24 protein-coding genes and 2 pseudogenes are annotated in these 25735 nt (G+C 62.4%); 11 read left to right on the top strand and 15 right to left on the bottom strand.

Annotated features, from left to right (window positions below):
• Positions 1 to 125: 125 nt before the first annotated feature.
• A pseudogene (locus tag GW587_RS11785) lies at positions 126 to 254 on the top strand (IS3 family transposase); the annotation flags it as partial.
• Here the strand turns inward: GW587_RS11785 and GW587_RS11780 are convergent.
• Both GW587_RS11780 and GW587_RS11775 read right to left on the bottom strand, forming a co-directional pair.
• Complete coding sequence (locus tag GW587_RS11780; protein WP_166102704.1) at positions 251 to 694, bottom strand: Imm42 family immunity protein; 444 nt, start codon at positions 692 to 694, stop codon at positions 251 to 253. The pseudogene GW587_RS11785 and the gene GW587_RS11780 sit on opposite strands and share 4 nt — an antisense overlap.
• A complete protein-coding gene (locus tag GW587_RS11775; RefSeq protein WP_166102702.1) occupies positions 672 to 1127 on the bottom strand; it encodes a hypothetical protein in 456 nt (151 codons plus the stop codon). The genes GW587_RS11780 and GW587_RS11775 overlap by 23 nt, the downstream gene beginning before the upstream one ends.
• Positions 1128 to 2092: 965 nt before the next feature.
• Here GW587_RS11775 and GW587_RS11770 point away from each other — a divergent pair.
• A complete protein-coding gene (locus GW587_RS11770; RefSeq protein ID WP_166102699.1) occupies positions 2093 to 2497 on the top strand; it encodes a GFA family protein in 405 nt (134 codons plus the stop codon).
• Here GW587_RS11770 and GW587_RS11765 read toward each other — a convergent pair.
• The 3 genes from GW587_RS11765 to GW587_RS11755 are packed head-to-tail and all read right to left on the bottom strand — an operon-like array spanning position 2476 to position 4343.
• A complete protein-coding gene (locus GW587_RS11765; protein WP_166102697.1) occupies positions 2476 to 2973 on the bottom strand; it encodes an SRPBCC family protein in 498 nt (165 codons plus the stop codon). The two genes, GW587_RS11770 and GW587_RS11765, sit on opposite strands and share 22 nt — an antisense overlap.
• Before the next feature lie 12 nt (positions 2974 to 2985).
• The gene (locus GW587_RS11760; RefSeq protein ID WP_166102694.1) at positions 2986 to 3417 is read right to left on the bottom strand and encodes a GNAT family N-acetyltransferase; all 432 of its coding nucleotides are present in this window, start codon (positions 3415 to 3417) and stop codon (positions 2986 to 2988) included.
• Positions 3418 to 3419: 2 nt separating this feature from the next.
• Complete coding sequence (locus tag GW587_RS11755) at positions 3420 to 4343, bottom strand: LysR substrate-binding domain-containing protein (protein WP_166102692.1); 924 nt, start codon at positions 4341 to 4343, stop codon at positions 3420 to 3422.
• 82 nt (positions 4344 to 4425) lie between these two features.
• On the opposite strand from GW587_RS11755, the gene GW587_RS11750 reads away from it, so the two are divergent.
• A complete protein-coding gene (locus GW587_RS11750; RefSeq protein ID WP_166102689.1) occupies positions 4426 to 5493 on the top strand; it encodes a tartrate dehydrogenase in 1068 nt (355 codons plus the stop codon).
• Here GW587_RS11750 and GW587_RS11745 read toward each other — a convergent pair.
• From GW587_RS11745 to GW587_RS11720, 6 genes are read right to left on the bottom strand one after another with little or no spacing between them, the layout of a single operon-like run.
• Positions 5490 to 6398 carry an SDR family oxidoreductase gene (locus GW587_RS11745; RefSeq protein ID WP_166102686.1) on the bottom strand — a complete coding sequence of 303 codons (909 nt, stop codon included), beginning with the start codon at positions 6396 to 6398 and terminating at the stop codon, positions 5490 to 5492. The two genes, GW587_RS11750 and GW587_RS11745, sit on opposite strands and share 4 nt — an antisense overlap.
• A gap of 4 nt (positions 6399 to 6402) precedes the next feature.
• The gene (locus GW587_RS11740; protein WP_166102791.1) at positions 6403 to 7398 is read right to left on the bottom strand and encodes an MDR family NADP-dependent oxidoreductase; all 996 of its coding nucleotides are present in this window, start codon (positions 7396 to 7398) and stop codon (positions 6403 to 6405) included.
• An 11-nt stretch (positions 7399 to 7409) separates the two neighbouring features.
• Positions 7410 to 8192, bottom strand: coding sequence for an SDR family oxidoreductase (locus GW587_RS11735; protein ID WP_166102684.1), 783 nt, complete (start codon positions 8190 to 8192; stop codon positions 7410 to 7412).
• A gap of 9 nt (positions 8193 to 8201) precedes the next feature.
• Positions 8202 to 8504 carry a Dabb family protein gene (locus GW587_RS11730; protein WP_166102681.1) on the bottom strand — a complete coding sequence of 101 codons (303 nt, stop codon included), beginning with the start codon at positions 8502 to 8504 and terminating at the stop codon, positions 8202 to 8204.
• Positions 8505 to 8516: 12 nt separating this feature from the next.
• A complete protein-coding gene (locus tag GW587_RS11725) occupies positions 8517 to 10388 on the bottom strand; it encodes an acyl-CoA dehydrogenase (protein WP_166102676.1) in 1872 nt (623 codons plus the stop codon).
• A 5-nt stretch (positions 10389 to 10393) separates the two neighbouring features.
• Positions 10394 to 11572, bottom strand: a complete 1179-nt coding sequence (locus GW587_RS11720; RefSeq protein ID WP_166102674.1) for an acetyl-CoA C-acyltransferase — start codon at positions 11570 to 11572, stop codon at positions 10394 to 10396.
• A 208-nt stretch (positions 11573 to 11780) separates the two neighbouring features.
• Between GW587_RS11720 and GW587_RS11715 the strand changes: the two genes are divergently transcribed.
• Entirely contained in the window at positions 11781 to 13478 is a 1698-nt protein-coding gene (locus GW587_RS11715; RefSeq protein ID WP_166102671.1) for an MFS transporter, read from the top strand.
• 127 nt (positions 13479 to 13605) lie between these two features.
• The gene (locus GW587_RS11710) at positions 13606 to 14766 is read left to right on the top strand and encodes a sensor histidine kinase (protein ID WP_166102668.1); all 1161 of its coding nucleotides are present in this window, start codon (positions 13606 to 13608) and stop codon (positions 14764 to 14766) included.
• On the opposite strand, the gene GW587_RS11705 is transcribed toward GW587_RS11710, so the two are convergent.
• The 3 genes from GW587_RS11705 to GW587_RS11695 all read right to left on the bottom strand — a co-directional run bounded on the left by GW587_RS11705 (position 14763) and on the right by GW587_RS11695 (position 18289).
• Complete coding sequence (locus GW587_RS11705) at positions 14763 to 15134, bottom strand: response regulator (protein WP_166102665.1); 372 nt, start codon at positions 15132 to 15134, stop codon at positions 14763 to 14765. The two genes, GW587_RS11710 and GW587_RS11705, sit on opposite strands and share 4 nt — an antisense overlap.
• Before the next feature lie 219 nt (positions 15135 to 15353).
• Positions 15354 to 16022: a PEPxxWA-CTERM sorting domain-containing protein gene (locus tag GW587_RS11700; protein ID WP_166102662.1), complete on the bottom strand. Its 669-nt coding sequence runs from the start codon at positions 16020 to 16022 to the stop codon at positions 15354 to 15356.
• 179 nt (positions 16023 to 16201) lie between these two features.
• Entirely contained in the window at positions 16202 to 18289 is a 2088-nt protein-coding gene (locus GW587_RS11695; RefSeq protein ID WP_166102659.1) for a 3-hydroxyacyl-CoA dehydrogenase NAD-binding domain-containing protein, read from the bottom strand.
• Positions 18290 to 18652: 363 nt separating this feature from the next.
• On the opposite strand from GW587_RS11695, the gene GW587_RS11690 reads away from it, so the two are divergent.
• The 6 genes and pseudogenes from GW587_RS11690 to GW587_RS11670 all read left to right on the top strand — a co-directional run bounded on the left by GW587_RS11690 (position 18653) and on the right by GW587_RS11670 (position 24032).
• Positions 18653 to 20350, top strand: coding sequence for a methyl-accepting chemotaxis protein (locus GW587_RS11690; RefSeq protein WP_166102655.1), 1698 nt, complete (start codon positions 18653 to 18655; stop codon positions 20348 to 20350).
• Positions 20351 to 20352: 2 nt separating this feature from the next.
• Entirely contained in the window at positions 20353 to 21219 is an 867-nt protein-coding gene (locus GW587_RS11685; protein WP_166102653.1) for a CheR family methyltransferase, read from the top strand.
• The gene (locus tag GW587_RS11680; RefSeq protein WP_166102650.1) at positions 21188 to 21775 is read left to right on the top strand and encodes a chemotaxis protein CheD; all 588 of its coding nucleotides are present in this window, start codon (positions 21188 to 21190) and stop codon (positions 21773 to 21775) included. The genes GW587_RS11685 and GW587_RS11680 overlap by 32 nt, the downstream gene beginning before the upstream one ends.
• Positions 21753 to 22706, top strand: a pseudogene (locus tag GW587_RS31830) (chemotaxis protein CheW); the annotation flags it as partial. The gene GW587_RS11680 and the pseudogene GW587_RS31830, both read left to right, overlap by 23 nt.
• Before the next feature lie 75 nt (positions 22707 to 22781).
• Positions 22782 to 23294: a chemotaxis protein CheW gene (locus GW587_RS31825; protein ID WP_371875577.1), complete on the top strand. Its 513-nt coding sequence runs from the start codon at positions 22782 to 22784 to the stop codon at positions 23292 to 23294.
• A gap of 45 nt (positions 23295 to 23339) precedes the next feature.
• The gene (locus tag GW587_RS11670) at positions 23340 to 24032 is read left to right on the top strand and encodes a DUF4197 domain-containing protein (RefSeq protein ID WP_166102645.1); all 693 of its coding nucleotides are present in this window, start codon (positions 23340 to 23342) and stop codon (positions 24030 to 24032) included.
• Positions 24033 to 24042: 10 nt separating this feature from the next.
• Here GW587_RS11670 and GW587_RS11665 read toward each other — a convergent pair whose 3' ends face one another.
• Complete coding sequence (locus GW587_RS11665; protein WP_166102642.1) at positions 24043 to 25635, bottom strand: methyl-accepting chemotaxis protein; 1593 nt, start codon at positions 25633 to 25635, stop codon at positions 24043 to 24045.
• Between the last annotated feature and the right edge of the window lie 100 nt (positions 25636 to 25735).

Raw genomic sequence — 25735 nt, 5'->3', positions numbered from 1 at the left:
AAACTCTAGTTGACGGAAAGGAGGCGTGGCGCGATAAAATCACCACACTGAACAGCTGAATTTGACCTGACAGTCGCAGGCTTCAAACCGGGTAACTGTCAGATCAAGTCGCGATCACTACAGCTGAGGCAAGGGAAGACGTCTTTGATTACATCGAGATGTTCTACAATCCAAAACGTCGGCATGGCTTCAATGAGAAGCTTTCACCGGTCAATTTTGAAAAGCGGTATTTTGAGAGGCTCGCGAGTGTCTAGCAAACTCGTGGCGATTCACGCACGACGCCATCGGGACTGCAAACTATAAACGACTTGCCATTTTTATCAAACTGTTCGCCCCAATTAGTCAGAAAACTAAATTTCCCATATCGCACCCAGTCCGCCCTACATTCGTCTATCGTGCGGCTGTCGTGTAGTTCCACGTCCCCGTGATAGCCAAAAAGTGCACCGTCAAGAAAATCCCAAAGGTCTTTATCAGAGAGCCCGTTGAATTCCGACATCCAGTTCCACGCGAGGAGCCCCCTGAGTTCCCTGAAGCCAGCATATGCGTCGAACAGTCCACAATGTTCGTCAGAGTAGTCACCGATTTCAGTACCTTCGCACCATATCCGCATACGCCCCCAAACTTGTGAAGGCGCGCGCAAATTCGGCTCAGTCATCGATTCGATTGCAAAACTATCTATTGAGCCAAAAAGCATGCGCTCCTCTTATATCATCCAGGGAAATCACGTTATCCACCGCGCCCACTGGCCCGCCAAATATTCTTGCCGCGTCCGCACGATTCCAGTCGTTTGGTACAAGCAAGACTCTTAGGTCCGTTGGGTCGATGATTCCAAAATTATCCAAGTCTTTGCATCCCGACCCACCGCAATAAGCCTGAAAAACAATAAAAGTCCGTCCCAAATGGTTTTTGCGGCATTCAACGCCGATGAAGTCGATGTTCATGTCGTAACGAAGCGTCGTCACCTTCTCGTCGCGCGAAACAGTCAATATCGCCTCAAAACCCGGCGCGCCGCTCGAGCTTGGAGCCAGCGCAATTGCGACTTTCGCGCTAACACATTCAACCTCGCCCATTGCTGACGCGACTGAAGAAATTAGAAGCAAGACCGTAAGGGCGAATACATTCTTCATGGGTGTAGCGCGACTCAGTGTTGTTGAAAGACCGTACTCAGAACATAGGCGTTAGCTGACTCGTTTGCGAAAGAAAGTCTTCAAGTAAAAAATTAAAGCCAGGACCAACGATAAGACGGATAACGCAGTGACCAAATACTCAGGTAGCAGGTCGGGAAATACTTTATCGAATACTGTATAGCTTAGCGAAAAGGCAAAAATTAACGACGGCAGCCATTGCTTCTGCCATGCAAATCCAACCATTGCAACACCCGAACCTACAATACTTAATATAGTACCGAAGTGCATAACTTCCTCACAGATCTGTATGTCCGATTATGGTTGCAGTCTACCCAGATGCACACCGAAGTATTCCGCGTAGACTCTGAAAGATCGATCAACATCGCTCTCCGATGTAACTTTGGATGGAGCAACTCCGGGAATGCCAGCGCTGAGCAGATAAACTTCGCGCACTTATGCATTTTTTCCTCGTCATTTAAGAATATTTCGATGTCCGCAAATGTCGGAATCGAGGATGGCGATTTGGTACATGGTCGAGCTTAATTGACGACTTCCCCGTAATTGCAGCGGCCCGTGCTTGTTCGAAGATGACAACGGTAGCCTCTTGTACATTGCTTTTTTTGCGGACGCATTCAGCGCGCCGTGCCCTTGCCATCTCATAGGCGTCTTCGAAGACAAAGCCAGCAAGGAGATGCTGTCAGGATAGCATATTGCCAATGTAGAAAATACGCAAACTCTCACACGACCGGTAGGCGTTTGTCAGAAAAGGACATACATAATTGCCCTGTTAGAGAAGATGCGGTCTATGTACGGCGCATAGCTGAGCTAGTAGCATGTTCGTGCGCTATGCCATTGCGAGTCGGTGGTCGTTCCTTTACATCGCCAGCAACAGCGTGCCGGTGGAACGAGAGTATCCTATACGTACGTCCTTAATATGCCATCAACACCTTTCAAACAGATTTGAGATGGAATCCAGAATCGCATCGTGCTGCTGCGGGCAGTTGAGGATAGAGGTTCATGGCGAGCCGCGCGGTGTCGGCGTTTGCCATTGTCTTGCTTGCCAGCGCCGCACCGGCAGTGTGTTCGCGGCGCTGGCGGGCTTCTCCGCGCCGTATAAAGTCAGCGGCGTAGCCACTGAATATCTGCGCACCGGCGATCTGGGCGCGCAGTTCCTGTTTCGGTTTTGTCCGGTCTGCGGCACCAACCTGTTTCACACCGAAGTCGGCCACGAAGGTTCGGTGAGCGTGGCGGTCGGTGCGTTCGGTGATCCGCAGTTTCCCGCACCGACCGTGTCGGTCTACGATTGCCGGCGGCATCCGTGGGTGCAGCTGCCGCCGGGCACGACCGCTTACGACAAAGACCCGGACTGAGTTTTCATGTAGGCGACAAGCTGGTCGAGCGCTTTGCCCCAGCCGTCCTTGAAGCCCATCGCGATGTGGGCTTGCACCGTCGCTTCGTCCTTGTGCCGCGCGCAGGCGATGTAGCGGGTGCCGCCGCCGGGCAGCGGTTCCATCGACACCACCGCCGTCACGAAAGCGTTGCTGGTCGGCCGGTAGCCGGGCCCGAGCGCATCGGTCCAGCACAGGCGGCGATGCGCCACCACTTCCAGATAGGTGCCGATGTTCTCGTGCCGCTCGCCGTTGGGTCCGGCCATCACCGAGCGGAACAGGCCGCCCGGTCGCACGTCGCACTCGGCTTCCAGCGTCTTCCACGGCACCGGCGTGAACCAGTGGACCAGATGCTCGGGCTTGGTCCATGCCGCCCAGATCAGCTCGGGCGCGATGTCGACATCGCGCTCAAACACCAGGTCCAGCTTGGAATCGAAATTCTCTACGATGTGCGTCATGGTCGTGCTCCTTCAGGCAAAGGTGTACTGCATGTTGATGTGCGAGATGCCGGCTTCGAAGAACTCTTCGCCTTCAATAACGAAGCCGTGGCGCTCGTAGAACGGGGCGGCGTGGGTTTGCGAGCTCAGCATCACCTGCCGGTCGCCGCGCACGCGGGCTTGCGCCATCAGGCCTTGCAGCAGTGCGCTGCCGACGCCGGTGCCGCGTCCCGGTTTGCGCACCGCCATGCGGCCGATGTGGCCGTCCGGCAGCAGACGTCCGGTGCCGACCGGCCTGCCGGCCGCGTCGTAGGCGACGGCGTGCAGGCAGACCGCGTCCATCTGGTCCATCTCCAGCTCGGCGGGCACTTTTTGCTCTTCGACGAAAACTTCAAAACGGATGATCTTGGCGTCCGCGCTGAGCGCGGTCCAGTCGCCGAAACGGATGTCGTATTGAACGGTCATGGCTAAATAATAGAGTTGGCTGAAGCCCGATTGTCGCACGCGAGACGGCGCTCAAGGAAGTCCACGCACACGCGCACCTTGGCCGAGCCGGCCAGCCGCTGCGGATACACGGCCCATACGTTGGCGTCCTGCCGGTACTCGGGCAGGATTTGCACTAGTTCGCCGCTGTCCAGATGCGGCTGCGCGTCCCACAGCGAACGCAGCACGATGCCAGCGCCGGCCACCGCCCATTGCAGCGCGATCTCGCCGTGGTTGGTCGACAGCGCGCCGGTGACTTTGACCGCCTCTTGGCCCGCCGCGCCGCGCAGGCGCCAGACGCCGAACGGCATGTCGCGTTCCTTGATCGCCAGATTGTCGTGGCCGGCCAGCTCGTGCAGGTTGCGCGGCGTGCCGCGCCGCGCCAGGTAGGCCGGCGATGCACACAGGATGCGGTGGTTGGCCATCAGCTTGCGCGCGATCAGCTGCGGGGCGATGTCGTCGCCGACGCGGATGTCGAGATCGAAGCCTTCGCTGACGATGTCCACCAGCCGGTCGAATACTTCGAAGCGCACCTGCAATTCGGGATGCGCGGCGACCAGCCTCGCCACGGCCGGCGCGACGAAATTGCGGCCGAAACCGAAGCTGCTGCTGATGCGCAGTTGCCCGCGCGGCACGCCCTGGCGCTCGGCGACGTCGTCGAACAGGCTGTCCAGGCTGGCGAGGATGGTCTGGGCGCGGACGAACACTTGTTCACCGTCCTCGCTGACCACCACCCGCCGCGTGGTGCGGTGGAACAAGCGGATGCCCAGCGTGGCTTCGAGTACGCCGATGCGCTTGCTGATGTAGGCCGGCGACATGCCCAGCTCGGACGCCGCAGCCGCAAAACTGGACTTGCGGGCGACGGCGACGAAGACCCGCAGGTCGTCGTTCTCGATTTTATTGTTCACGCGGCGTGTTTTATGAGATTACATTGGCGATAATTGTAAACGAACAGGAACGGGGTATCCTGAGTCTTTCGAGGAGAGCAATATGAAAACCCATAAAATCGCGGTCATCGCCGGCGACGGCATCGGCAAGGAAGTCATGCCCGAGGGCATACGGGCGGTGGAGGCTGCAGCCGGCCGCTTCGGCATCAATATCGAGTGGACCACCTTTGAATGGGCCAATTGCGACTACTACAAGCAACACGGCAAAATGATGCCGGACGACTGGTTCGAGCAATTGAAAGGCTTCGAGGCGATCTTCTTCGGCGCTGTGGGCTGGCCGGAGATCGTGCCCGATCACATCTCGCTGTGGGGTTCGCTGTTGCAGTTCCGCCGGCGTTTCGATCAGTACGTCAATCTGCGCCCGGTGCGGCTGATGCCCGGCGTACCTTGCCCGCTGGCCAACAAACAACCCGGCGATATCGACTTCTACATCGTGCGCGAAAATACCGAGGGCGAATACTCTTCCGTCGGCGGCAAGATGTTCGAAGGCACGGACCGCGAGTTCGTATTGCAGGAATCGATCTTCACCCGCACCGGCGTCGACCGCGTGCTGAAGTTCGCTTTCGACCTGGCGCAGAGCCGGCCGAAAAAGCATCTGACCTCGGCCACCAAGTCGAACGGCATCTCGATCAGCATGCCGTACTGGGACGAGCGCGTGGCGCTGATGGGCAAGGATTACGCGGATGTGAAATGGGACCAGTACCACATCGATATCCTGACGGCGCGCTTCGTGCTGTCGCCGGAGCGCTTCGATGTGGTGGTGGCGTCGAATCTGTTCGGGGATATCTTGTCGGACCTGGGGCCGGCGTGTACCGGCACCATCGGCATCGCACCGTCGGCCAACCTGAATCCGGACCGCACGCTGCCGTCGTTGTTCGAACCGGTGCACGGCTCTGCGCCTGATATCTATGGCAAGAACATCGCCAATCCAGTGGCGATGATCTGGTCCGGCGCGATGATGCTGGATTTCCTCGGCTACCGCGAGGCGCATGACGCGATGCTGGCGTCGATCGAAGCCTATCTGCTCGACGGGCCGCATACGCCGGACCTGGGCGGCAAGGCCAGCACCACCGAAGCGGGCGAAGCCATCGCCGCCAGGTTGGCCGCCTAGCCGGTCAGCTTCATCATCGAGCGCAACGCCTCGCGCACGTGGGGCGTGGCGGCGTATGGATCGCCGGGATTGGTGCCGGCGACAATATGCTGCATGCGCTCCTGCACGCCGGCCAGCGCGCCTGGATGCGAATAAATATAGAACTGCCCGTCTGCGATCGCCTTGAAGGTCAGCTCGGCCACATCCTGCGCCGACACCTTACCGGACGAAACCGCTTTGTCCGTCATCGCCTGCGCCGCCAGCTGACTGGCGGTCGGCCGCGCCGTCATGCCGACATCCTCCGGCCGGTTGCGGTGCGACTGGCTGATCCCGGTCGGCACAAAGTACGGGCACAGCACCGAGGCGCCGATCGGCGCGCCGACCAGCTGCAAGTCCTGGTACAGCGTCTCCGACAACGACACCACCGCGTGCTTGGAGACGTTGTACACGCCCATCGCCGGCGCATTCAGCAACCCTGCCATCGAGGCGGTGTTGACGATATGCCCTTCGAACGCGGCATCCTTGCCGGCCGCGGCCAGCATCAGCTTGGTGAAGATGCGCACGCCATGAATCACGCCCCAGACGTTGACGCCCATCACCCACTCCCAATCGGCCTCGGTGTTCTCCCAGATCAGCCCGCCCGATCCGACGCCGGCATTGTTGAACAACAGATGCACCGCGCCGAACTCGGCCACCGCAGCATCGGCCAGCGCCTGCACCTGCTCGCCCTTTCGCACGTCGCACAGTGCGGAGATGACGCTGGCGCCCTGCGCCTTCAACTCCTCGACCGCGCGGTCCAGCGCATCGCGCTGCACGTCGGCCAGCACCAGCTTCATGCCCTCGCGCGCCGCCACGTTGGCGAATTCGCGGCCCAAACCACTTGCGCCGCCGGTGATGACGGCGACTTTGTCTCGGAATGTTTTCATTTTTTTAGATGAGCTTCACCAGTTGTTTACCGAAATTACGCCCTTGCAGCAGGCCTATGAACGCCTCGGGCGCGGCGGCCAGGCCGTCCGCTACCGATTCGCGATACTTGATTTGATGACCGGCGACCAGCTCGCCCAGTTCCTGCAAGCCCTGCGGCCAGAACTCCATATGCTCGGTGACGATAAAGCCGCGCACGCTCAAGCGGTTGATCAACAGCAGCCGCGCGTTGTTGATCGGCAGTTCCTTGGCGTTGAAGCCGGCGATCAGGCCGCACAGCGCGATGCGGGCATAGGCGTTGGTGCGCGCCAGCGCCGCGTCCAGGCAGGCGCCGCCGACGTTTTCAAAAATCGCGTCGACCCCGTCCGGCGTGGCGGCGGCCAGGTCGGCCTCCAACGTGCCGGCCTTGTAGTCGACGCAGGCGTCGAAGCCGAGCTGGTCGACGACGTAGGCGCATTTCTCCGGGCCGCCGGCAATGCCGACCACGCGGCAGCCCCGCAAACGCGCCAGCTGGCCGACCACACTGCCGACAGCGCCGCTGGCGGCCGACACGACCACGGTTTCGCCGTCCGCCGGCGCGAGGATCTGGTTGATGCCGTACCACGCCGCCATGCCCGGCATGCCGACCGCGCCGAGGAAGGCCGACAAGGGAATGCGCGTGTCGAGCTTGCGCAGCAGCTCACCGTCGGACACGCCCATTTCGGACCAGCCCAGCATGCCGCCGACGAACTCGCCGACCTGATAGTCCTGATTGCGCGACGCCACCACCTGGCCGACGGTGCCGCCGATCATGGTGTCGTCCAGCGCCTGCGAACTGGCGTAGCTCTTGGCCGCGCTCATGCGGCCGCGCATGTACGGGTCCAGCGACAGATAGTGATTGCGGACCAGCACCTGGCCGTCGGCCAGCGCCGGCACCGCGACCGTCTCCAGCCGGAAGTTTTCGGGCGCCACGGGGCCGCGCGGACGCGCCGCCAGCACCACGCGTTGGTAACTTGGGGGAATATCGTTCATGCTCAAACCGCCGATACCCCGCCGTCGACCGCCAGGATCTGGCCGGTGATGTGCTTGCCCGCGTCGGAGGCGAACAGTACCGCCGCGCCCTTCAGGTCTTCATCGTCGCCGAGGCGGTTCAGCGGCGCGTCCTTGGCCAGCTCGTCCGGGCCGAGTTTTTCCAGCAGGCCCTTGGTCATCTTCGATGGGAAGAAGCCGGGCGCCAGCGCGTTGACGGTGATGCCGTGACGGCCCCATTCGCCGGCCAGCGTGCGCGTGAAGTTGACCAGCGCGCCCTTGGAAGTGTTGTAGGCGATGGTCTGCATGGTGCCCGGCGGATTGCCGGCCAGTCCGGCGATCGACGCGATGTTGATGATGCGGCCCGATTTGCGCGGAATCATCGAACGTTTGCCGACCAGCTGCGACACCACGAAGATGCTGCGGATGTTCAGGTTCATCACCTTGTCCCAGGCTTCGAGCGGATGATCCTCGGCCGGCGCGCCCCAGCTGGCGCCGGCGTTGTTGATCAGGATGTCGATGTGGCCGAGGTGGGCCAGCGCGGCATCGACCAGCGCGGCCGCGTGCGCGTCCTGCGACAGGTCGGCGGCCACGGCGTGGGCGTCGATGCCGCGCGCCGTCAGGAAGACGACCGCTTCATCCAGATCGGACTGCTTGCGCGCGGAGACGACCACGCGGGCGCCCTGCTCGCCCAGCGCCAGCGCCATTTGCAGGCCCAGCCCGCGCGAGCCGCCGGTGACCAGCGCGGTCTTGCCGGCCAGCGAGAATAATTCTTGGGTGGTGCGCATGCGTGCTCCTTAGATTTCGTAGTCCATGCACTGGCGCTCATCGCGCACGGCGCCGAAGAATGGCTTGATGGCCACGTGGTCCGGATGGTTCTGATAGGCGTCCAGCGCGGCCTTGTCGGCGAACTCGGAATACAGGATCACGTCGTAGGTCGCTTCCAGCCCCGGTTGCGCCAGCGCGGCTTCGAACTTGAGGATGCCCGGCACCACGTTGGCGCAGCCATCCAGCATGGCCTTCATCTTGACGGCGTTGGTGCGGCGGTCGCCGCCTTCGGCGAATTCCTTCAGTTTCCACAGTACGATATGTTTGAGCATTGCTTGTCCTTGTTAAAACCACGCGTCGCGCATGTCGAGCGTGGTGGTGTCTATGCTGGCCAGCAGTTCCAGCTGCGGTTCGACCTTCGGCAGCTCCCAGCGGAAGAAGTAACGGCAGGCTTGCAGCTTGCCGCGATAGAAATCGTGGTCGCCACCGTCAAGTGCCCTTGCGGCCAGCAGGGCTTGCTGCAACCAGATCCAGGCGACCACCACGTGGCCGACCGCTTCCAGGTAGAGGCTGGCGTTGGCCAGGGTCTTGTTCATGTCGCCGACAGCATACAGCTTCTGCGTCACTTGTTCCACCGCCTGCCATGCCGCGTCGAGCGCATCGGCATGGGACAGCAGTTCGGCGCCGATGGCTTCGATCCCGGCGTCGGCATGTGGGACAGCACCCGGCCGCGCCACGCTGCCGCGAACCTTGCGCACCGTCTTGCTCAATTCGGCACCGAAGGCCTTGAACAGCGCGCCGTCCTGCATCGCCACCTTGCGGCCCAGCAGGTCGAGTCCGTGGATGCCGTGCGTGCCCTCATGGATCGCGTTCAGGCGGTTGTCGCGGTAGAACTGTTCGACGTTGTACTCGCGCGTGTAGCCGTAGCCGCCATGCACCTGGATCGCCAGGCTGTTGGCCTCGACACACCATTGCGACGGCCACGACTTGGTGATCGGCGTCAGGAAGTCGAGCAGCCGGCCGGCGTGCTCGCGCGCTTCCGGCGTCTCCGCGCTCTGTTGCTCGTCGACCAGACGCGCGCTGTACAGCACGAGACCGAGACCGCCTTCAACGTAGGCCTTCTGCGCCAGCAGCATGCGCCGCACGTCGGTGTGCTCGATGATGGCCAACTGCGGCTGGGCCGGATCCTTCTGCGCCGGATGCCGGCCTTGCGGGCGGTTGCGCGCGTAGTCCAGCGCGTGCAGATAGCCGGTGTAGCCCAGCACCGCCGCACCAAGTCCGACGCCGATGCGCGCCTCGTTCATCATATGGAACATGTTCGCCAGGCCCTGGTGCGCGTTGCCGACCAGGTAGCCGATCGCGCCGCCGTGCTCGCCGAAGTTCAGCAGGCAGTTGGTGGTGCCGCGATTGCCCATCTTGTGGTTCAGGCCGGCCAGCGCGACGTCGTTGCGCGCGCCGATGGCGCCGTCGTCGTCGACCAGGTACTTCGGCACGATGAACAGCGAGATGCCCTTGACGCCGGGGATCAGCTTGCCGTCCGGCCCGGGGATCTTGGCCAGCACCAGATGGACGATGTTTTCGGCCAGCTCGTGTTCGCCGGCCGAGATCCACATCTTGTTGCCGGTCAGACGGAACTGGCGTTCGCCTTCGGGCCCGGGCTGCGGATCCGGCACGGCGCGGGTGGTGATGTCCGACAGGCTGGAGCCGGCCTGCGGCTCGGACAGGCACATGGTGCCGAAGAACCGCCCTGCCAGCATCGGGTCGACAAAACGCCGCATCTGCTGCGGCGTGCCGCACTTGAGCAAGGTGTTGGCGTTGCTCATGGTGAGGAAGGTATAGGCCGAGGTGGCGACGTTGGCCGCCGTGAAATAGGCAGCCAGCGCTTTCTCGACCACGACCGGCAGCTGCATGCCGCCGCGTTCGTAGTCCTGCCCGGCCGCCATCAGGCCGGCGGCGGAGAAGGCGTCGAGCGCGGTCTTCACCTCCGGGATGATCCGGACCTGGCCGCCGTCGCCGACGTGCGGCTCGTGCTGGTCGGCCTTCTTGTTGTGCGGCGCGAACAGGTCGGTGGCGAGTTGTTCGGCGGTGTCCAGCGCCGCGTCGAAGGTCTCGCGGTTGTGGTCCTGGAAACGGGGACGCTTGTTGAGCGCCTCCGCGTCCAGCCATTCGTACAGCATGAAGCTGAGGTCGCGGCGCGACAGGATGGTCGAGGCCATGCCGCTTACACCACTTCGAACAGGCCCGCCGCACCCTGGCCGCCACCGATGCACATGGTGACCACCACATATTTGACGCCCCGGCGCTTGCCCTCGATCAGCGCATGGCCGACCAGGCGCGCGCCGGAGACGCCGTAAGGATGACCGACCGCGATCGCGCCGCCGTTGACGTTGAGGCGGTCCAGCGGGATGCCCAGCGTATCGGCGCAATACAGCACCTGCACCGCGAATGCTTCGTTCAATTCCCACAGGCCGATGTCCTCGACCTTGAGGCCGGCCTTCTTCAGCAGCTTGGGCACGGCGAACACCGGGCCGATGCCCATCTCGTCGGGCTCGCAGCCGGCCACCGCGAAGCCGCGGAAGATGCCCAGCGGCGCCAGGCCCTTGGCGGCGGCGACCTGCGCGCTCATCACGATCGCCATCGAACCACCGTCGGAGAACTGGCTGGCGTTGCCGGCGCTGATGACGCCGCCCGGCAGCGCGGGACGGATCTTCGAGACGCCCTCATACGTGGTGTCGGCGCGGATGCCTTCGTCGGCCGAGATGGTCACTTCGCGCGACAGCAGCATGCCGGACGCCTTGTCGGCCACGCCCATCACGGTGGTCATCGGCACGATTTCAGCGTCGAACAAGCCGGCGGCCTGGGCGGCGGCGGCGCGCTGCTGGCTTTGCGCGCCGTACTCATCCTGGCGCTCGCGGCTGATGTTGTAGCGCTTGGCGACGGTCTCGGCGGTTTGCAGCATCGGCCAGTATATTTCCGGCTTATGTTGCGACAGCCAGACTTCCTTGTACATGTGCATATTCATTTCCTGCTGCACGCAGGAGATCGACTCGACCCCGCCGGCCGCGTAGATATCGCCCTCGCCCGCGATGATGCGCTGGGCGGCGCTGGCGATGGTCTGCAGGCCGGACGAGCAGAAACGGTTGATGGTCATGCCGGCGGTGGTCACCGGGCAGCCGCCGCGCAGCGCGATCTGGCGCGCGATGTTGCCGCCGGTGGCGCCTTCCGGATTGGCGCAGCCGACCAGCACGTCCTCCACTTCGCCGGCCTCGATGCCGGCGCGGGCGATGGCCGCCTGCAGGACGTGGCCGCCGAGCGTGGCGCCGTGCGTCATGTTGAACGCGCCTTTCCACGATTTGGCCAGGGCGGTGCGGGCGGTCGAAACAATGACGGCGTCGATCATGAAAGTCTCCTAGGGAAGGTAGTTATAGTGGATCGAGAATAGCATATTTAAGTACGGTCGTTCGCAAAATCTGAAAGAAGATTTTTGTAAGTTTGGTGTAAGTTTGAAGCAAGCATGTTGTAAGGTTACGCGCCCACACTCCACTCCAAGCTGACGAAAGACTAACTAACGCAGCTGGGGAAATTCAAAAAATTATAGGAGACAAATCATGGCATCAACTATGAGCACTGTGGACCCGCGCAATGCCGTCAAGGCCCACACCATCACGCCGGAAGAGCGCAAGGTGATCTTCGCCTCTTCGCTCGGCACCGTTTTCGAGTGGTACGACTTCTATCTGTACGGCTCGCTCGCTCCGATCATCGCCAAGCAGTTCTTCATCGGCGAACCGACCACCACTTTCATCTTCGCGCTGCTGGCCTTCGCCGCCGGCTTCATCGTGCGTCCGTTCGGCGCGCTGGTGTTCGGCCGCCTGGGCGACATGATCGGCCGTAAGTACACCTTCCTGATCACCATCCTGATCATGGGCGCCTCCACCTTCATTGTCGGGCTGTTGCCCGGGTACGCGGCGATCGGCATCGCGGCGCCGATCATCCTGGTCTCGCTACGCATCCTGCAGGGGCTGGCGCTGGGCGGCGAATACGGCGGCGCGGCCACCTATGTGGCCGAGCATGCGCCGCACGGCAAGCGCGGTTCGTTCACCGCCTGGATCCAGACCACCGCGACGCTGGGCCTGTTCCTGTCGCTGCTGGTGATCCTGGGCACCCGCACCGCCATCGGCGAGGAAGCGTTCAACGCCTGGGGCTGGCGCGTGCCGTTCCTGGTCTCGGTGCTGCTGCTGGGTATCTCGGTGTGGATCCGTCTGTCGATGAATGAATCGCCGGCCTTCGCCAAGATGAAAGCGGAAGGCAAGACCTCGAAGGCGCCGCTGAGCGAAGCCTTCGGTCAATGGAAAAACATGAAAGTGGTGATCCTGGCGCTGGTCGGCCTGACCATGGGCCAGGCGGTGGTATGGTACACCGGCCAGTTCTACGCGCTGTTCTTCATGACCCAGGTGCTGAAGGTCGACGGCCCCAACGCCAACATCATGACCGCGATCGCGCTGGCGCTGGCCACCCCGTTCTTCATCTTCTTCGGCATGCTGTCGGATAAGATCGGCCGCAAGTGGATCATCCTGGGTGGCTGCGTGATCGCCGCCGCGACCTACTTCCCGCTGTTCGGCGCGCTGACCCACTACGGCAATCCGGCGCTGGAATCGGCGCTGAAGAACTCGCCGGTCGTCGTCGTCGCCGATCCAACCTCGTGCCACTTCCAGTTCAACCCGACCGGCCAGAAGAAATTCACCTCGTCGTGCGACATCGCCACCAGCATGCTGTCCAACGCGTCGGTCAACTACACCACGCAGGATGCGCCTGCCGGCAGCGTCGCCAAGATCAAGGTCGGCGACAAGGAAATCTCCTCGTTCAACGCGGTGCTGACGCCTGACGGCCTGAACTTCGACAAGGGCAGCAAGGACACCGAAGCCGCACTGAAGAAGGAAGTCGGCGGCGCGATCAAGGCCGCAGGCTACCCAGCCAAGGCCGACGAAGCGCAGATGAACAAGCCGATGATGGTCCTGATCCTGTTCATCCTGGTGCTGTACGTGACCATGGTGTATGGCCCGATCGCCGCGATGCTGGTGGAAATGTTCCCGACCCGGATCCGCTACACCTCGATGTCGCTGCCTTACCACATCGGCAACGGCTGGTTCGGCGGCCTGCTGCCGACCATCTCGTTCGCGCTGGTGGCGTTCAAGGGCGACATCTACTACGGCCTGTGGTATCCGATCATCATCGCCCTGATCACCGCCGTGATCGGCGCGCTGTTCGTGGGTGAAACCAAAAACAACGATATCTACGCGGCCGACTGACCCTCCCCCGCGCAAACATCAAGGCCGCTAGCGATAGCGGTCTTTTTTTCGTCCATCGGTCTGCGGATGCCGTATCATGGTCTGGCGGTGGCAATTCCGGACCACCTCCATTAACGGACAAGTACGCATGTTGGAGACAGATCAGATAAACGGTGAAGACGGCCTTTCCAGCACATCCATCAAAGTCCTCGAGATGCGCGAGGCGGTATTCGAAGCATGGGAAAAAGAAGTGCGCGCGCTGATCAAGAACGCGCAGGAGATCCTGCCGCCGGTCCTGATCAATACGCTGCCGGTGTTTTACGACAATATCGCCGAGGCGATGACGCCGGACCATCCGCGCGCGCGCGCGACCAGCAATACCGACATCGCAGCCGCCCACGGCAATGAGCGCGCACGCATGACGTCCTACAGCGCCGAGCAGATCATCCATGAGTACCAGCTGTTCCGCGACGTGTTTTTCCGCATCGCCGAGGAACGCGGCATTCCACTGTCCGGCGAAGAACGCGCCGTGGTCATCCGCTCAATCGACAGCGCGGTGCGCGAATCGGTGCAGAAATTCACCTCGATGCACGACACCTTCCGCCATCGGGTGGCGGCCTCGCTGTCGCACGACATGCGCAATCCGCTGTCGGTGGTGGTCAGCGCCGCGCAGTTGCTGACCATGGCGCCGCATTCGGAAAAGGCGCCCATTTTCGCCCGTAAAATCCTGGACAACGGCCGCCGGCTGGGCGCGATGATCGAGGAACTACTCGAAGCGCTGAGTTTCAACAAAGGCCAGAAGCTGCCGTTGGTGCTGACCCGTTTCGACATCATGGAGCTGGCGCGCAAGGTTTGCGACGAAGCCAACGATACGGAAAACGCCGGTTGCACCGTCGAGGGCGAATCGGTGATCGGCTATTGGTGCGAGAATTCGATGCGCCGGGCGCTGGAGAATCTGGTCACCAACGCGGTCAAGTACGGCGACGGCGGCGGCATCGACGTCAAGATCGAAGAGGCGCATGAGCGCATGATGCTGTCGGTGCATAATTCCGGCACCGCCATTCCGATGGAACATCGCGGCCGCATCTTCGAATATCTCCGGCGCGAAGGCGGCAACCAGGACGGATGGGGCATCGGCCTGCCGTTCGTGCAAAGCGTGGCCGAGAGCCACGGCGGCAGCATCGCGCTGGACAGTTCGCCGGCGACCGGCACCACCTTCCTGATCGACGTACCGGTGGACTGCCGCCCCTTCGTCGGCGCCGACCACGAGCCGGTGCCGGGCGCGGGCGACGCCAACCGTCCCGGCTAGACCCCGGCGGCGGCGCGCTGCACCGGCACGGTCTGGAGCGCGCCGAGCAGCGCGTCGAGCGGAGAGGTTTTGGTCAGGTGCAGATCGAACCCGGCCTCGGCCACGCGGGCGATCGACGCCGCGTCGTTCCACGCGGTGAAGGCGATCAGCAAAGGCCGTTTGGGCAGCCGGGTCTGGCGCAACCTGGCGGCGACCTGGTAGCCGTCCATCTGCGGCATGCCCAGGTCGAGAAAAATGACTTCCGGCGCGAACGTCAGGGCCGCCGCGATCCCCTGCATGCCATCATACGTGGCCATCGCCACATGCCCGTGCAGTTCGAAGATGCTGACCAGCATGTCGGCCGCGTCCCGGTTGTCGTCGATAATCAAAATGCGTAGCGTATTGCCGCCCATGTGTGCTCTCCCATCGGCCGCGTTGTCAAACAGTGCGTATAACAATGAACCTAGTTGTATTCTACGTTGCAATCATGCCCGGAAAGGTAGGAGTGCGGAACGCACTCGTGTAGGACACACTCCAGCGCACCTGCGCGGAAATAAAAAAAAGGCCGCCAGGAGAGGCGGCCTAAAGCTGAATCGGGAATCCGGGGACTACGCGGCCTTGCGGCGGCGGGCGACCACGCCCAGCAGCGCGAAACCGGCCAGCATCATGGCGTAAGTTTCTGGCTCAGGTACGGCCGCCACGTTGGACGAGGCGAACTCGACGCGCAATCCGGTCGGGTTGCCGCCGTTTTGCGCCCAGTTGCTGACCACGAAGTCCAGCGTGTTGACGCCGGAGACGAAGCCGCTGTTGGCGGAGAAGCTGGTCCAGTCGGTGAAGCCGGAGGCGTTGGAAATGGTTTGATTGTTCAGCTTGATCACCACCGAGTTGTCGGCGGCCAGGCGGCCGGTGAAGGCGGCGCTGGCGGCGTTGTAGCCGGTCAGGTCGAACGACAGCGAATAGGTGTAGCTGCCGGCGCTCCAGGCATCCAGCGTCTGCGATTGGCTGGCGGTCGGCGTGATCCACTTCGAGGTGCCGCTGTTGGCCAGCCATGGATTGATCGGCCACTGGTTGTCGTAGGTGATGGTCGGCACGCCGGTGCTGAGGCCGTCGTTGCCGGTGACCGCGGTCAGCTTGTAGCTGCCGTCCGCCGCGCCGCCGGCGCCGACGGCGGTGCCGGCGCTGTTCAGGCCGGTGTTGTTCAGGCCGACGATGGAGGCCGCTTGCGCGCCCGAGATTGCTGCGATGGACAGGACGGCGGCGATGATGATGCGTTTCATATGAAATCCCCTAAAAGTTGTGAGTTGGGCTTCGCCACTCGAACCGTTTTTTAGGGTTGCATAGAGAGGTGTGACCGTTGGAGCGATTATAGCGAGCTTTTTAAATAAATGCTCATATGCTACTAAAATTTCTTCAAATCATGACAAATGACCCGGCGCGCCGGGTCATTTGTCACTGTTTAACCGTTGAAGGTCTTGCCCTCGTCGGCCAGCTTGACCAGCAGCGGCGCCGGTGTCCAGGCTTCGCCGTGGTGGCCCGTGGCGTACTGCCTGATCGCCGCCAGCACCTTTGGCAGGCCCACGGTGTCGGCGTAGAACATCGGGCCGCCACGGTACAGCGGGAAGCCGTAGCCGGTCAGGTAGACCATGTCGATGTCGGACGCGCGCAGCGCGATGCCCTCCTCCAGGATGCTGGCCGCTTCGTTGACCAGCGAGTACACCAGGCGCTCGACGATTTCCTGGTCGCTGATCCTGCGGCGTGCGACGCCGAGGCCGGCCGAATGCTGCACGATCATGGCGTTGACCTGCTCGTTGGGGTAGGCCTTGCGGTCGCCCGCCTTGTAGTCGTACCAGCCGGCGCCGGTCTTCTGGCCGTAGCGGCCCATTTCGCACAGCAGGTCGGCGGTCTTCGAATAGCTGATCTCCGGCTTCTCGACATAGCGGCGCTTGCGGATGGCCCAGCCGATATCGTTGCCGGCCAGGTCGCCCATGCGGAACGGGCCCATGGCGAAGCCGAACTTCTCGGCGGCCTTGTCGACCTGTTCCGGCAGCGCGCCCTCCTCCAGCAGGAAGCCGGCCTGGCGGCTGTATTGTTCGATCATGCGGTTGCCGATGAAGCCGTCGCAGACGCCGGAGACGACGCCGGTTTTCTTCAACTTCTTGGACAGCGCCAGCGCGGTGGCCAGCACATCCTTGCCGGTCTTGGCGCCGCGCACGATCTCCAGCAGCTTCATCACGTTGGCGGGGCTGAAGAAGTGGGTGCCGATGACGTCTTCAGGGCGCTTGGTGAAGGCGGCGATTTGATCGACGTCCAGCGTCGAAGTATTGGTGGCCAGGATCGCGCCCGGCTTCATCATCTCGTCCAGCTTGCGGAACACGGCCTCCTTGACGCCCATTTCCTCGAACACCGCCTCGACCACGATGTCGGCCTGGCCGATGTCCGCATAGGACAGGGTGCCGCTGACCAGGGCCATGCGCTGGTCGAATTTCTCCTGCGTCAGCTTGCCCTTCTTCATGGTGTTTTCGTAATTCTTGCGGATCGTGGCCAGCCCCTTGTCCAGCGCTTCCTGCCTGGTCTCCAGCAGCTTGACCGGGATGCCGGCGTTGAGGAAGTTCATGGCGATGCCGCCGCCCATGGTGCCGGCGCCGATGATGGCCGCCGACTTGATGGCGCGCACCGGCGTATCGGCCGGCACATCGGGCACTTTGCTGGCGATGCGCTCGGAGAAGAAGGCGTGGCGCAGCGATTTCGATTCAGTGGTCTGGATCAGATGCATGAAGCGTTCGCGCTCGAATTTCATGCCCTCGTCGAACTTCATCGTGATCGAGGCGGCGACGGTTTCCACGCATTCCAGCGGCGCCGGGAACGGGCCGGACATCGCCTTGACCGTGTTGCGCGAGAATTGCAGGAAGGCTTCGTGGTTCGGGTAATCGACTTTGCGGTCGCGCACTTTCGGCAGCGGACGCGCGTCGGCGATCTTTTCGGCGAAAGCCACGGCCGAGGTCAGCAGATCGGCATCGGCGGCGAACATTTCATCGAACAAGCCGGTGCCGGCCAGCTTGTCGGACAGCACCGGGGTGCCGGAAACGATCATGTTCAAGGCCATTTCCAGCCCCAGCACGCGCGGCAGACGCTGCGTTCCGCCGGCGCCCGGCAGCAGGCCGAGTTTGACTTCCGGCAGCGCGATCTGCGCGCCCGGCATCGCCACCCGGTAGTGGCAGCCCAAGGACAGCTCCAGCCCGCCGCCCATGCAGACGGTGTGGATGGCGGCGACCACCGGCTTGGTCGAGCTCTCGGCGGTGGCGATCAGCGTGTGCAGGCTGGGTTCGGCCAGCGCCTTCGGCGAATTGAATTCCTTGATGTCGGCGCCGCCCGAGAAGGCTTTGCCGGCGCCGGTGATGACGATGGCCTTGACGGCGTCGTCCGCCAGCGCCTGCTGGATGCCTTTGACGGCGGCGGTGCGCGTCACCAGGCCCATGCCGTTGACCGGCGGATTGTTCAGCGTGATGACGGCCACGGAACCGTGAACCTGATATTCAGCAGTCATGTCTCTTCCTTATGTTTTTGGTGGGAACTGTCGCGCGTCAACTATACCGCATAAAAGTACGATCGTATTATTTTTTTGATGCCAGCCCCGACTCATACTACAACAGCGCTCCCATCCCGTGCCACTTTTGCTGGCGGAGGGATTACTTTGCAAGCAGGAGAAAAGCAAAAATAAATGTCGTCAGGAAAGGACAGGATTCAATAAATACCGGGCTGCGCACTTGAATCGGATTTGAATAAGCGGAATAATAAACGTACTGTACATATTCCCCACCCCCGAATATCAAACTGAATCTCACTAAATGTCACAGCATATAAAAATATCTATGCATTTAGTAATCTTAAATATGACAGGGACTCCCACATGAACGCACCAAACCAGGCACTCCAGATGCAAGACATCGAACTCCAGGCCATCCACGCCGCGCTGAACCGCGTGCAGGCCGTGATCGAGTTCGACCTGGAGGGAAGGATTTTGCACGCCAACGAAAACTTCCTGCGGGTGCTGGGCTACTCGCTGGCCGATGTGCAGGGCCGTCACCATTCGATGTTCTGCGAGCCGGAATACGCCGCCAGCGCCGCCTACAAACAGTTCTGGGCCAACCTGGGCGCAGGGGAATACAACCACGGCGAGTTCAAGCGTATCACCAAGGACGGCAAGGAAGTCTGGATCAACGCCTCCTACAATCCGATCCTGGACGCCGACGGCAAGCCGTACAAAGTCATCAAGTTCGCCACCGACATCACCGCCACCCGCATGCGCAACGCCGAGTACGAAGGCAAGGTCAGCGCCATCGCCAAGGCCCAGGCCGTGATCGAGTTCGACATGACGGGCCACGTGCTCAACGCCAACGAGAACTTCCTCGACGTGATGGGTTACTACATCGAAGATATTCAGGGCGAACACCACCGGATGTTCTGCGAGGCCGAATACGCCACCAGCGCGGACTATAAACGCTTCTGGCAAAAACTGAATCGCGGCGAATTCGACAGCGGCCGATATAAACGAATTGGCAATAATAAGAAAACCGTATGGATTCAGGCCACCTATAATCCAATTCTGGATTTGAACGGCAATCCATATAAAATCGTCAAGTTCGCCACCGATATCACCGCCCAGGTCGCCCTGGAGGAATCCGTCGCCGCCAAGAACGAGGCCGACGGCGCCAAGATCAAGCGTCTGCTGGAGTCGGTCGAGCGCGCCGCCGCCGGCGACCTGACCAGCAAGGTCGCGGTCGAAGGCGACGAGCCGCTGGACCATCTGGCCGAAGGCATCAGCAAGATGATCGCCGACCTGCGCAAGGTGATCGGCGATGTCGTCACTTCCGCCAACGGCCTGGCCGACGCGTCGACCACCATCGCCGAACGCTCCAACGGCGTGGCCAACGGCACCCAGGCGCTGGGCGCCACCGTCGAGCAGATGAACGCCTCGATCGACGGCCTGACCAGCTCGATCAACGTGATCGCCAACAACACCGCCGACGCCGACACCATGGCCAAGACCACCCAGTACGAAGCCGAAGCCGGCGCCCGCGCCGTGGCCAAGTCGATCGAGGCGATGGACCTGATCAACCGCTCGTCGGAAGACATCGGCGAAATCGTCAAGGTCATCAGCGAGATCGCCAACCAGACCAATATGCTCGCTTTCAACGCCGCGATCGAAGCGGCGCGCGCCGGCGAGCACGGCCTGGGCTTCTCGGTGGTGGCGGACGAAGTGCGCAAGCTGGCCGAGCGCTCGTCGCAGGCCACCAAGGAAATCTCCAAGCTGATCAACGAATCGGTCAAGCGGGTCTCGGCCGGCAGCGAGATCTCGCGCCAGGCCAGCGACGCCTTCGACAAGATCGTGGCCGGCGTGGCCAAGACCACGGCGGCGATTTCGGATATCTCGAAAGCCACCAACGAACAGCTGCTGACCGCGCGTGAAGTGAGCACGGCGGTGCAGTACATCGCCGAGGAAGCCGAGAAATCGGCCGCCGCCTGCGACAGCATCGCCCGCTCGGTGGAAGGTTTGAACGACCGCGCCGGCAATCTGAACCAGACCGTCGCCGGCTTCGTGGTGTGAGCATGGACGGCGGCGCGGGATTGAGCCCGGCGACGCTGACCGCACTCATCGCCCTGGTGCGCAAGCACACCGGGATCGCGATGACGGAACGGAAAAGTGTTTTGCTGGAGGGGCGCCTGCGGCCACGCATGCGGGCGCTGCAGATAGAGAGTTACCAGGGTTACCTGGACAAGGTGGAGCAGGACCGGGCCGAAGTGCCGCATTTTATCGACCTGGTCACCACCAACGACACGCTGTTCTTCCGCACCCCGCAGGTGTGGACGTATGTGGAGAAGGAATTTTTGCCGCAGTGGTCGCGCGAGCATCCGGGCAAGCGGCTGAAGATCTGGTCGGCGGCGGCGGCCAGCGGCGAAGAGTTGTACTCGATGGCGATGTTGTGCGAGGAGTTCGCCGCCGCGAACCCCGGTTTCAGCTACCAGATCCACGCCACGGACATTTCGCGGCAGATCCTCGAAGTGGCGCGCGCCGGCAAGTACGGCGGGCGTTCGGTGGAAAAGATCCAGGCCACGCATCCGGACTGGGTCAAAAAGTATTTCCGGCCCAGCGGCGACAGCGGCGGGCTGCAAGTAGTCGATGCATTAAAGAAGCACGTGGAACTAGCCCAACATAACCTGCTGGTTCCACTCAAGCCGAACAAACAGTTCGATCTCGTGTTCCTGCGGAACGTCCTGATCTACTTCGATCAGGAACACACCGAGACCGTACTGCGGCAAGCCGCACTCAGCATGGCGCCCCACGCCCGGCTGATCGTCGGCGAATCAGAATCAATCAGTGGCCTAAACACCGCCTACCAGTTCGTAAGACCGATGATTTATCAAATTGAACAGGCGGATTACCATGCAAACAACAACAATCAACGCGAGCAATAACGCGGCGGCCACCGTCAACCACTGGGCTGCTTTCGACTTCGGCGGTGCCGAAGAACGCACCGTCGTCAGCACCCGCTCGGTGCAGGTCGGCATCGGCCAGCTGAAGATCGGCGGCCGCACCGACCAGTTGCAGGCGCTGCTCGGCTCCTGCGTCGGCATCGCCTTCATCTGGAAGAAACGCGGCCGCTGCGGCCTGGCGCACTGCCTGCTGCCGGAAGCGCCGGAAGCGCAGGCCGAGCTCAGCGCGCGCTACGTCAGCCAGGCGGTGCCGGCGCTGCTGTTGTTGATCGGCGCCACCGAGGCCGACTACCCGGACATCCAGGTGGTGCTGGCCGGCGGCGCAACCATGCTCAACGCCCGTTCCAGCCGCCTGCAGATCGGCCAGCAGAACGCCGACGCCGCCAAACGGCATCTGCGCAAGTCCGGCCTGAATGTGCAGTATTGCCGCATCGGCGGCAAGTGCGGCCGCACCCTGACCGTCGATTGCGCCACCAGCAGCTTCATCGTCAACGAGATCGTCACCGCCCAACCGAATGCCGCCTATGCAAACGCCTGAGACCGCTGCCGCCGCCCCCGCCACCGAGCTGTTCGGCTCGTTCGTGCTGGGCGGCGATGAATTCGCCCTGCCCGCCGTCTGCATCCGCGAGGTGGTGAACTTCCCCGAGAAGATCACCGCCCTGCCGCTGTCGCCGCTGTTCCTGGAGGGCGTGTTCACCTTGCGCGGCAGCGTGATTCCGGTGGTGAACCTGGGGCGCGTGTTCAACCCGGCGGCGCCGGCGTCCGAGCCCAGCCACAAGATCGCCATCCTCGACTACGACGGTGTGCTGATCGGCATCCTGTTCCACGCCACCGGCGAGATTTTGCGGGTGCGGCCCGAGCAGCGCAGCACGCTGAGCTATGCGTCCTGCGACGTGCACGGCGTGGTGGCCGGCACCATCCTGCTCGACGACGGCGCGCGGCTGCTGCAGGTGCTGGATCCGGCGGCACTGGTGCGGATCGAGAATGTGCCGCAGGTGCTGGCGCTGCAAGGCGCCCATCGCCAGTCGGCGCGGCGCAGCCAGGGCGAACGGCGGCAGTGTGTCAGCTTCCGCGTCAACGGCTCGGCGTTCGCGTTCGAGATGAGCGCGATCCAGGAAATCATCCGGGTGCCGGAACTGCAGGCGTCGATATTGAACAGCGCGCTGTGCCTGGGACGCATCAATTTTCGCGGCAGCCAGGTCGCGGTGGTGGACTTCGCCACGCTGCTGAACGCCGGACCGGGCGTCGCGGCGGCCGGACGCGTGTTCGACGGCGACCAGCGCATCGTCATCGCCCGCATCGATAACGCCACCATCGGCTTCCTGGTCGACTCGGTCGACAACATCATCAATTTCTACAACGAAGAGATCATGCCGATTCCGCTGCTGAGCAAGGCCCGCGCCGGCATGTTCGGCGGCTGCCTGTCGAAGCCGGAGCTGGGCGACGTGATCTTCCTCGACCACAAGCAGATTTTCTCCAGCAATGAAATCACCGAAATGCGCACCGGCCACGCCAACCTGTATCCCAAGGACGAAGCCAAATCAGTGCACGCGCTGGACCGCGCCGCGTTGCGCAGCCAGCGCCAGGTCTACATCACCTTCGGGCTGGGCAACACCTACGCGATGGAAATCAAGCAGGTGCGCGAGATCATCGACTTTTCCGACGCCATCACGCGCCCGCCCGGCATGCCGGCGTTCATGCGCGGCATGCTGAACCTGCGGCAGCAGATGATCAGCGTGATCGACCTGCGCAGCCTGTACCAGATGCCGCCGCTGGACGACGCGGCGCACGCCAAGATCCTGATCATCGAGCGCGGCGAGGACCGCTATGGCCTGATCGTCGACGCGGTCGAGAACATCATGACGGTCAACGACAACCGCCGCTTCACGGCGCCAAAGATGATGCGCAACCCCAGCGCGCACGGCGACCCGCGCAGCGAGATGGAGGAAGTGATCGACATCGACGGCGAAGGCGACCAGCACAAGACGCTGAGCGTGTTCGAATGCGAACGATTGCTGCAACGGCTGGCGCGCGAGATGCCGGCGCTGGCGGCCTAGGCGGTGGTGGGGTAAAGTAGCGGAACTTACATCACGAGGTCCGCCATGTCCGTCTCCCGCCGTTCGATCGCCCTGCTAATTCCGTTGAGCCTGCTGGCCGCCAGCGCCTATGCGTTGTCGCTGGCCGACCTGAGCAACCAGGACGCCTCCGGCGGCCTGAAGGCCGCGCTGGAGCAAGGCGCCAATCTGGCGGTGTCCAAACTGGGCGCGGAGAACGGATTCCTCAACAATGAAAAAGTGCGCATCCCGCTGCCGAAGATCCTGGAGCAGGCGCGGCCGCTGCTAAAGATGACCGGCAAGGGCAAGCAGCTCGACGAGCTGGTGGTGCAGATGAACCACGCCGCCGAAGCGGCGGTGCCGATGGCCAAGCCGCTGTTGCTGGACGCGGTCAAATCGATGAGCATCAGCGACGCCAAGAACATCCTGACCGGCGGCGACACCTCGGTGACCGACTTCTTCCGCGAAAAAACCTCGCCCAAGCTGGCGACGCAGTTCCTGCCGATCGTCAAGAAAGTCACCGACCGCTCCGACCTGGCCAACAAATACAACAGCACGATGGCGCTGGCGCCGAAGATGGGCATCAAGGCGCAGGAGCAGATGACGGTGGAAGGCTACGTCACGCAGCGCGCGCTGGACGGGCTGTACACGATGATCGCCGAAGAAGAAAAAGCGATCCGCGCCGACCCGCTGGGCACCGGAAGCAAGCTCATCGGCAAAGTCTTCGGCGCCCTCAAATAATCCGGGGTTTTTAGCGGAGTGCTAGCGCCGGGCGGCGTTGCGCGGCGCGTGGTTCGTTGTGGCTGTCCAGCTTGAAGGTGCTGACCATGTCTTCCAGCTGCGCGGCTTGCTCTTGCAGCGAGTTGGCGGCGGCCGCCGCTTCTTCCACCAGCGCGGCGTTTTGCTGCGTTACTTCATCCATCTGCACGATCGCCTGGTTGATCTGGTTGATGCCTTCGCTTTGCTCTTCGCCGGCGATCATGATCTCGGTCATGATGCTGGTGACGCGCTCGACGCTGCTGACGATCTGATCCATCGTGGCGCCGGCCTTGTCGACCAGCTGCGTGCCGGCGTCCACCTGCTCCACCGAGGCGGTGATCAATTCCTTGATTTCCTTGGCCGCCGCCGCCGACCGTTGCGCCAGGTTGCGCACTTCGGAGGCCACCACCGCGAAGCCACGGCCCTGCTCGCCGGCGCGCGCCGCTTCCACCGCGGCGTTCAGCGCCAGGATGTTGGTCTGGAACGCGATGCCGTCGATGACGCCGATGATGTCGGCGATCTTGCGCGACGAGCCGTTGATGGCGCTCATCGTGTCCACCACTTGCGAGACGATCTGGCCGCCCTGGCCCGCCACGTCCGACGCGGTCAGCGCCAGCTGGTTGGCCTGGCGCGCGTTGTCGGCGTTCTGGCGCACGGTCGAGGTCAGCTCTTCCAGCGACGAGGCGGTCTCCTCCAGCGCGGCGGCCTGGTTCTCGGTGCGGCGCGACAGGTCCAGATTGCCGTCGGAGATTTCGGCGCTGGCGGTGGCGATCGCGCTGCTGCCGGTGCGGATGCTGCGCACCGTGCCCGACATCTGTTCCTGCATCTTGATCAGGCCGCGCATCAGCTTGCCCATTTCATCCTCGCGCTCGACGACGATGTGGTTGTTCAGCTTGCCGGCGGCGATGGCGTCGAAATGGCCCAGCGCATGCGACAGCGGTTGCAGGATGGCGCGCAGCAGGCGCAGCGCGGAGAACACGATCAGCGCGGCGGCCACCAGCAGCACGATCACGAAACCCTTCTGGAAACTGGAGAAGAACGATTGGCTTTGCAGGTAATGCTCCTCGGCCGATTTGACCTGGAACTGCTCCAGCTTGTTGGAGGCGGCGTCGAAGATCGAGAACTGCGCCGACAGTTTTTTCATCGCCATCTCTTCGATCTTGTCGGCGTCCTGGGCGCGCAGCGCGGACATCAGCGCGCGCAGTTCGCCGATGTACAGCTTGCGTTCGCTGTCCAGCTTGGCGGCCAGCTCTTTTTCACCCTCGCCCAGCGGCAGCGCCAGATATTCGGCCCAGGCCTTGTCGGAATCGACGATGAAGCCATCGGCGCGTCCCAGTGTTTTCTCCAGGTCGGCCGCTTCCGGATGGAACACGCCGCGATCGATGACGAAGCGCGAGCGGTTGAGGAAATTCTTGGCGTTGGCGAGGACGATGGCGGACGCCATCTGGTTCGAGTACACATCCTTCAACGCGACGTTGACGGTGTTCATGCCGAACAGGCTGACGCCGCCGATGGTGACAATCAAAATACCCAGGAACGACATGCTGGCGATCAGTCGCAGGCGAATAGTGATGCGAGTAAACATTGAAATCTCTTTTTCGGTGCGGATCTGGGTCCGCGATTGACCGGGGGCGTGTCGGATATGAGGTACTGTATCGCCGCGGCCATCGCTGGCCGGGATTGCG

Source organism: Duganella aceris (assembly GCF_011090165.1).
GTDB lineage: Bacteria > Pseudomonadota > Gammaproteobacteria > Burkholderiales > Burkholderiaceae_D > Rugamonas > Rugamonas aceris.
This window is presented reverse-complemented; position numbering and strand designations above follow the sequence as displayed.

What these genes read in the sequence shown, in the direction of transcription:
- GW587_RS11770 (WP_166102699.1), top strand. Translation starts at nt 2,093, where the DNA reads ATGGAATCCAGAATCGCATCGTGCTGCTGCGGGCAGTTGAGGATAGAG.
- GW587_RS11750 (WP_166102689.1), top strand. Translation starts at nt 4,426, where the DNA reads ATGAAAACCCATAAAATCGCGGTCATCGCCGGCGACGGCATCGGCAAG.
- GW587_RS11695 (WP_166102659.1), bottom strand. Translation starts at nt 18,289, where the DNA reads ATGACTGCTGAATATCAGGTTCACGGTTCCGTGGCCGTCATCACGCTG.
- GW587_RS11665 (WP_166102642.1), bottom strand. Translation starts at nt 25,635, where the DNA reads ATGTTTACTCGCATCACTATTCGCCTGCGACTGATCGCCAGCATGTCG.
- GW587_RS11745 (WP_166102686.1), bottom strand. Translation starts at nt 6,398, where the DNA reads ATGAAAACATTCCGAGACAAAGTCGCCGTCATCACCGGCGGCGCAAGT.
- GW587_RS11760 (WP_166102694.1), bottom strand. Translation starts at nt 3,417, where the DNA reads ATGACCGTTCAATACGACATCCGTTTCGGCGACTGGACCGCGCTCAGC.
- GW587_RS11730 (WP_166102681.1), bottom strand. Translation starts at nt 8,504, where the DNA reads ATGCTCAAACATATCGTACTGTGGAAACTGAAGGAATTCGCCGAAGGC.
- GW587_RS11680 (WP_166102650.1), top strand. Translation starts at nt 21,188, where the DNA reads ATGCAAACAACAACAATCAACGCGAGCAATAACGCGGCGGCCACCGTC.
- GW587_RS11725 (WP_166102676.1), bottom strand. Translation starts at nt 10,388, where the DNA reads ATGGCCTCGACCATCCTGTCGCGCCGCGACCTCAGCTTCATGCTGTAC.
- GW587_RS11735 (WP_166102684.1), bottom strand. Translation starts at nt 8,192, where the DNA reads ATGCGCACCACCCAAGAATTATTCTCGCTGGCCGGCAAGACCGCGCTG.
- GW587_RS11700 (WP_166102662.1), bottom strand. Translation starts at nt 16,022, where the DNA reads ATGAAACGCATCATCATCGCCGCCGTCCTGTCCATCGCAGCAATCTCG.
- GW587_RS11715 (WP_166102671.1), top strand. Translation starts at nt 11,781, where the DNA reads ATGGCATCAACTATGAGCACTGTGGACCCGCGCAATGCCGTCAAGGCC.
- GW587_RS11780 (WP_166102704.1), bottom strand. Translation starts at nt 694, where the DNA reads ATGCTTTTTGGCTCAATAGATAGTTTTGCAATCGAATCGATGACTGAG.
- GW587_RS11765 (WP_166102697.1), bottom strand. Translation starts at nt 2,973, where the DNA reads ATGACGCACATCGTAGAGAATTTCGATTCCAAGCTGGACCTGGTGTTT.
- GW587_RS11720 (WP_166102674.1), bottom strand. Translation starts at nt 11,572, where the DNA reads ATGATCGACGCCGTCATTGTTTCGACCGCCCGCACCGCCCTGGCCAAA.
- GW587_RS11775 (WP_166102702.1), bottom strand. Translation starts at nt 1,127, where the DNA reads ATGAAGAATGTATTCGCCCTTACGGTCTTGCTTCTAATTTCTTCAGTC.
- GW587_RS11670 (WP_166102645.1), top strand. Translation starts at nt 23,340, where the DNA reads ATGTCCGTCTCCCGCCGTTCGATCGCCCTGCTAATTCCGTTGAGCCTG.
- GW587_RS11685 (WP_166102653.1), top strand. Translation starts at nt 20,353, where the DNA reads ATGGACGGCGGCGCGGGATTGAGCCCGGCGACGCTGACCGCACTCATC.
- GW587_RS11710 (WP_166102668.1), top strand. Translation starts at nt 13,606, where the DNA reads ATGTTGGAGACAGATCAGATAAACGGTGAAGACGGCCTTTCCAGCACA.
- GW587_RS11690 (WP_166102655.1), top strand. Translation starts at nt 18,653, where the DNA reads ATGAACGCACCAAACCAGGCACTCCAGATGCAAGACATCGAACTCCAG.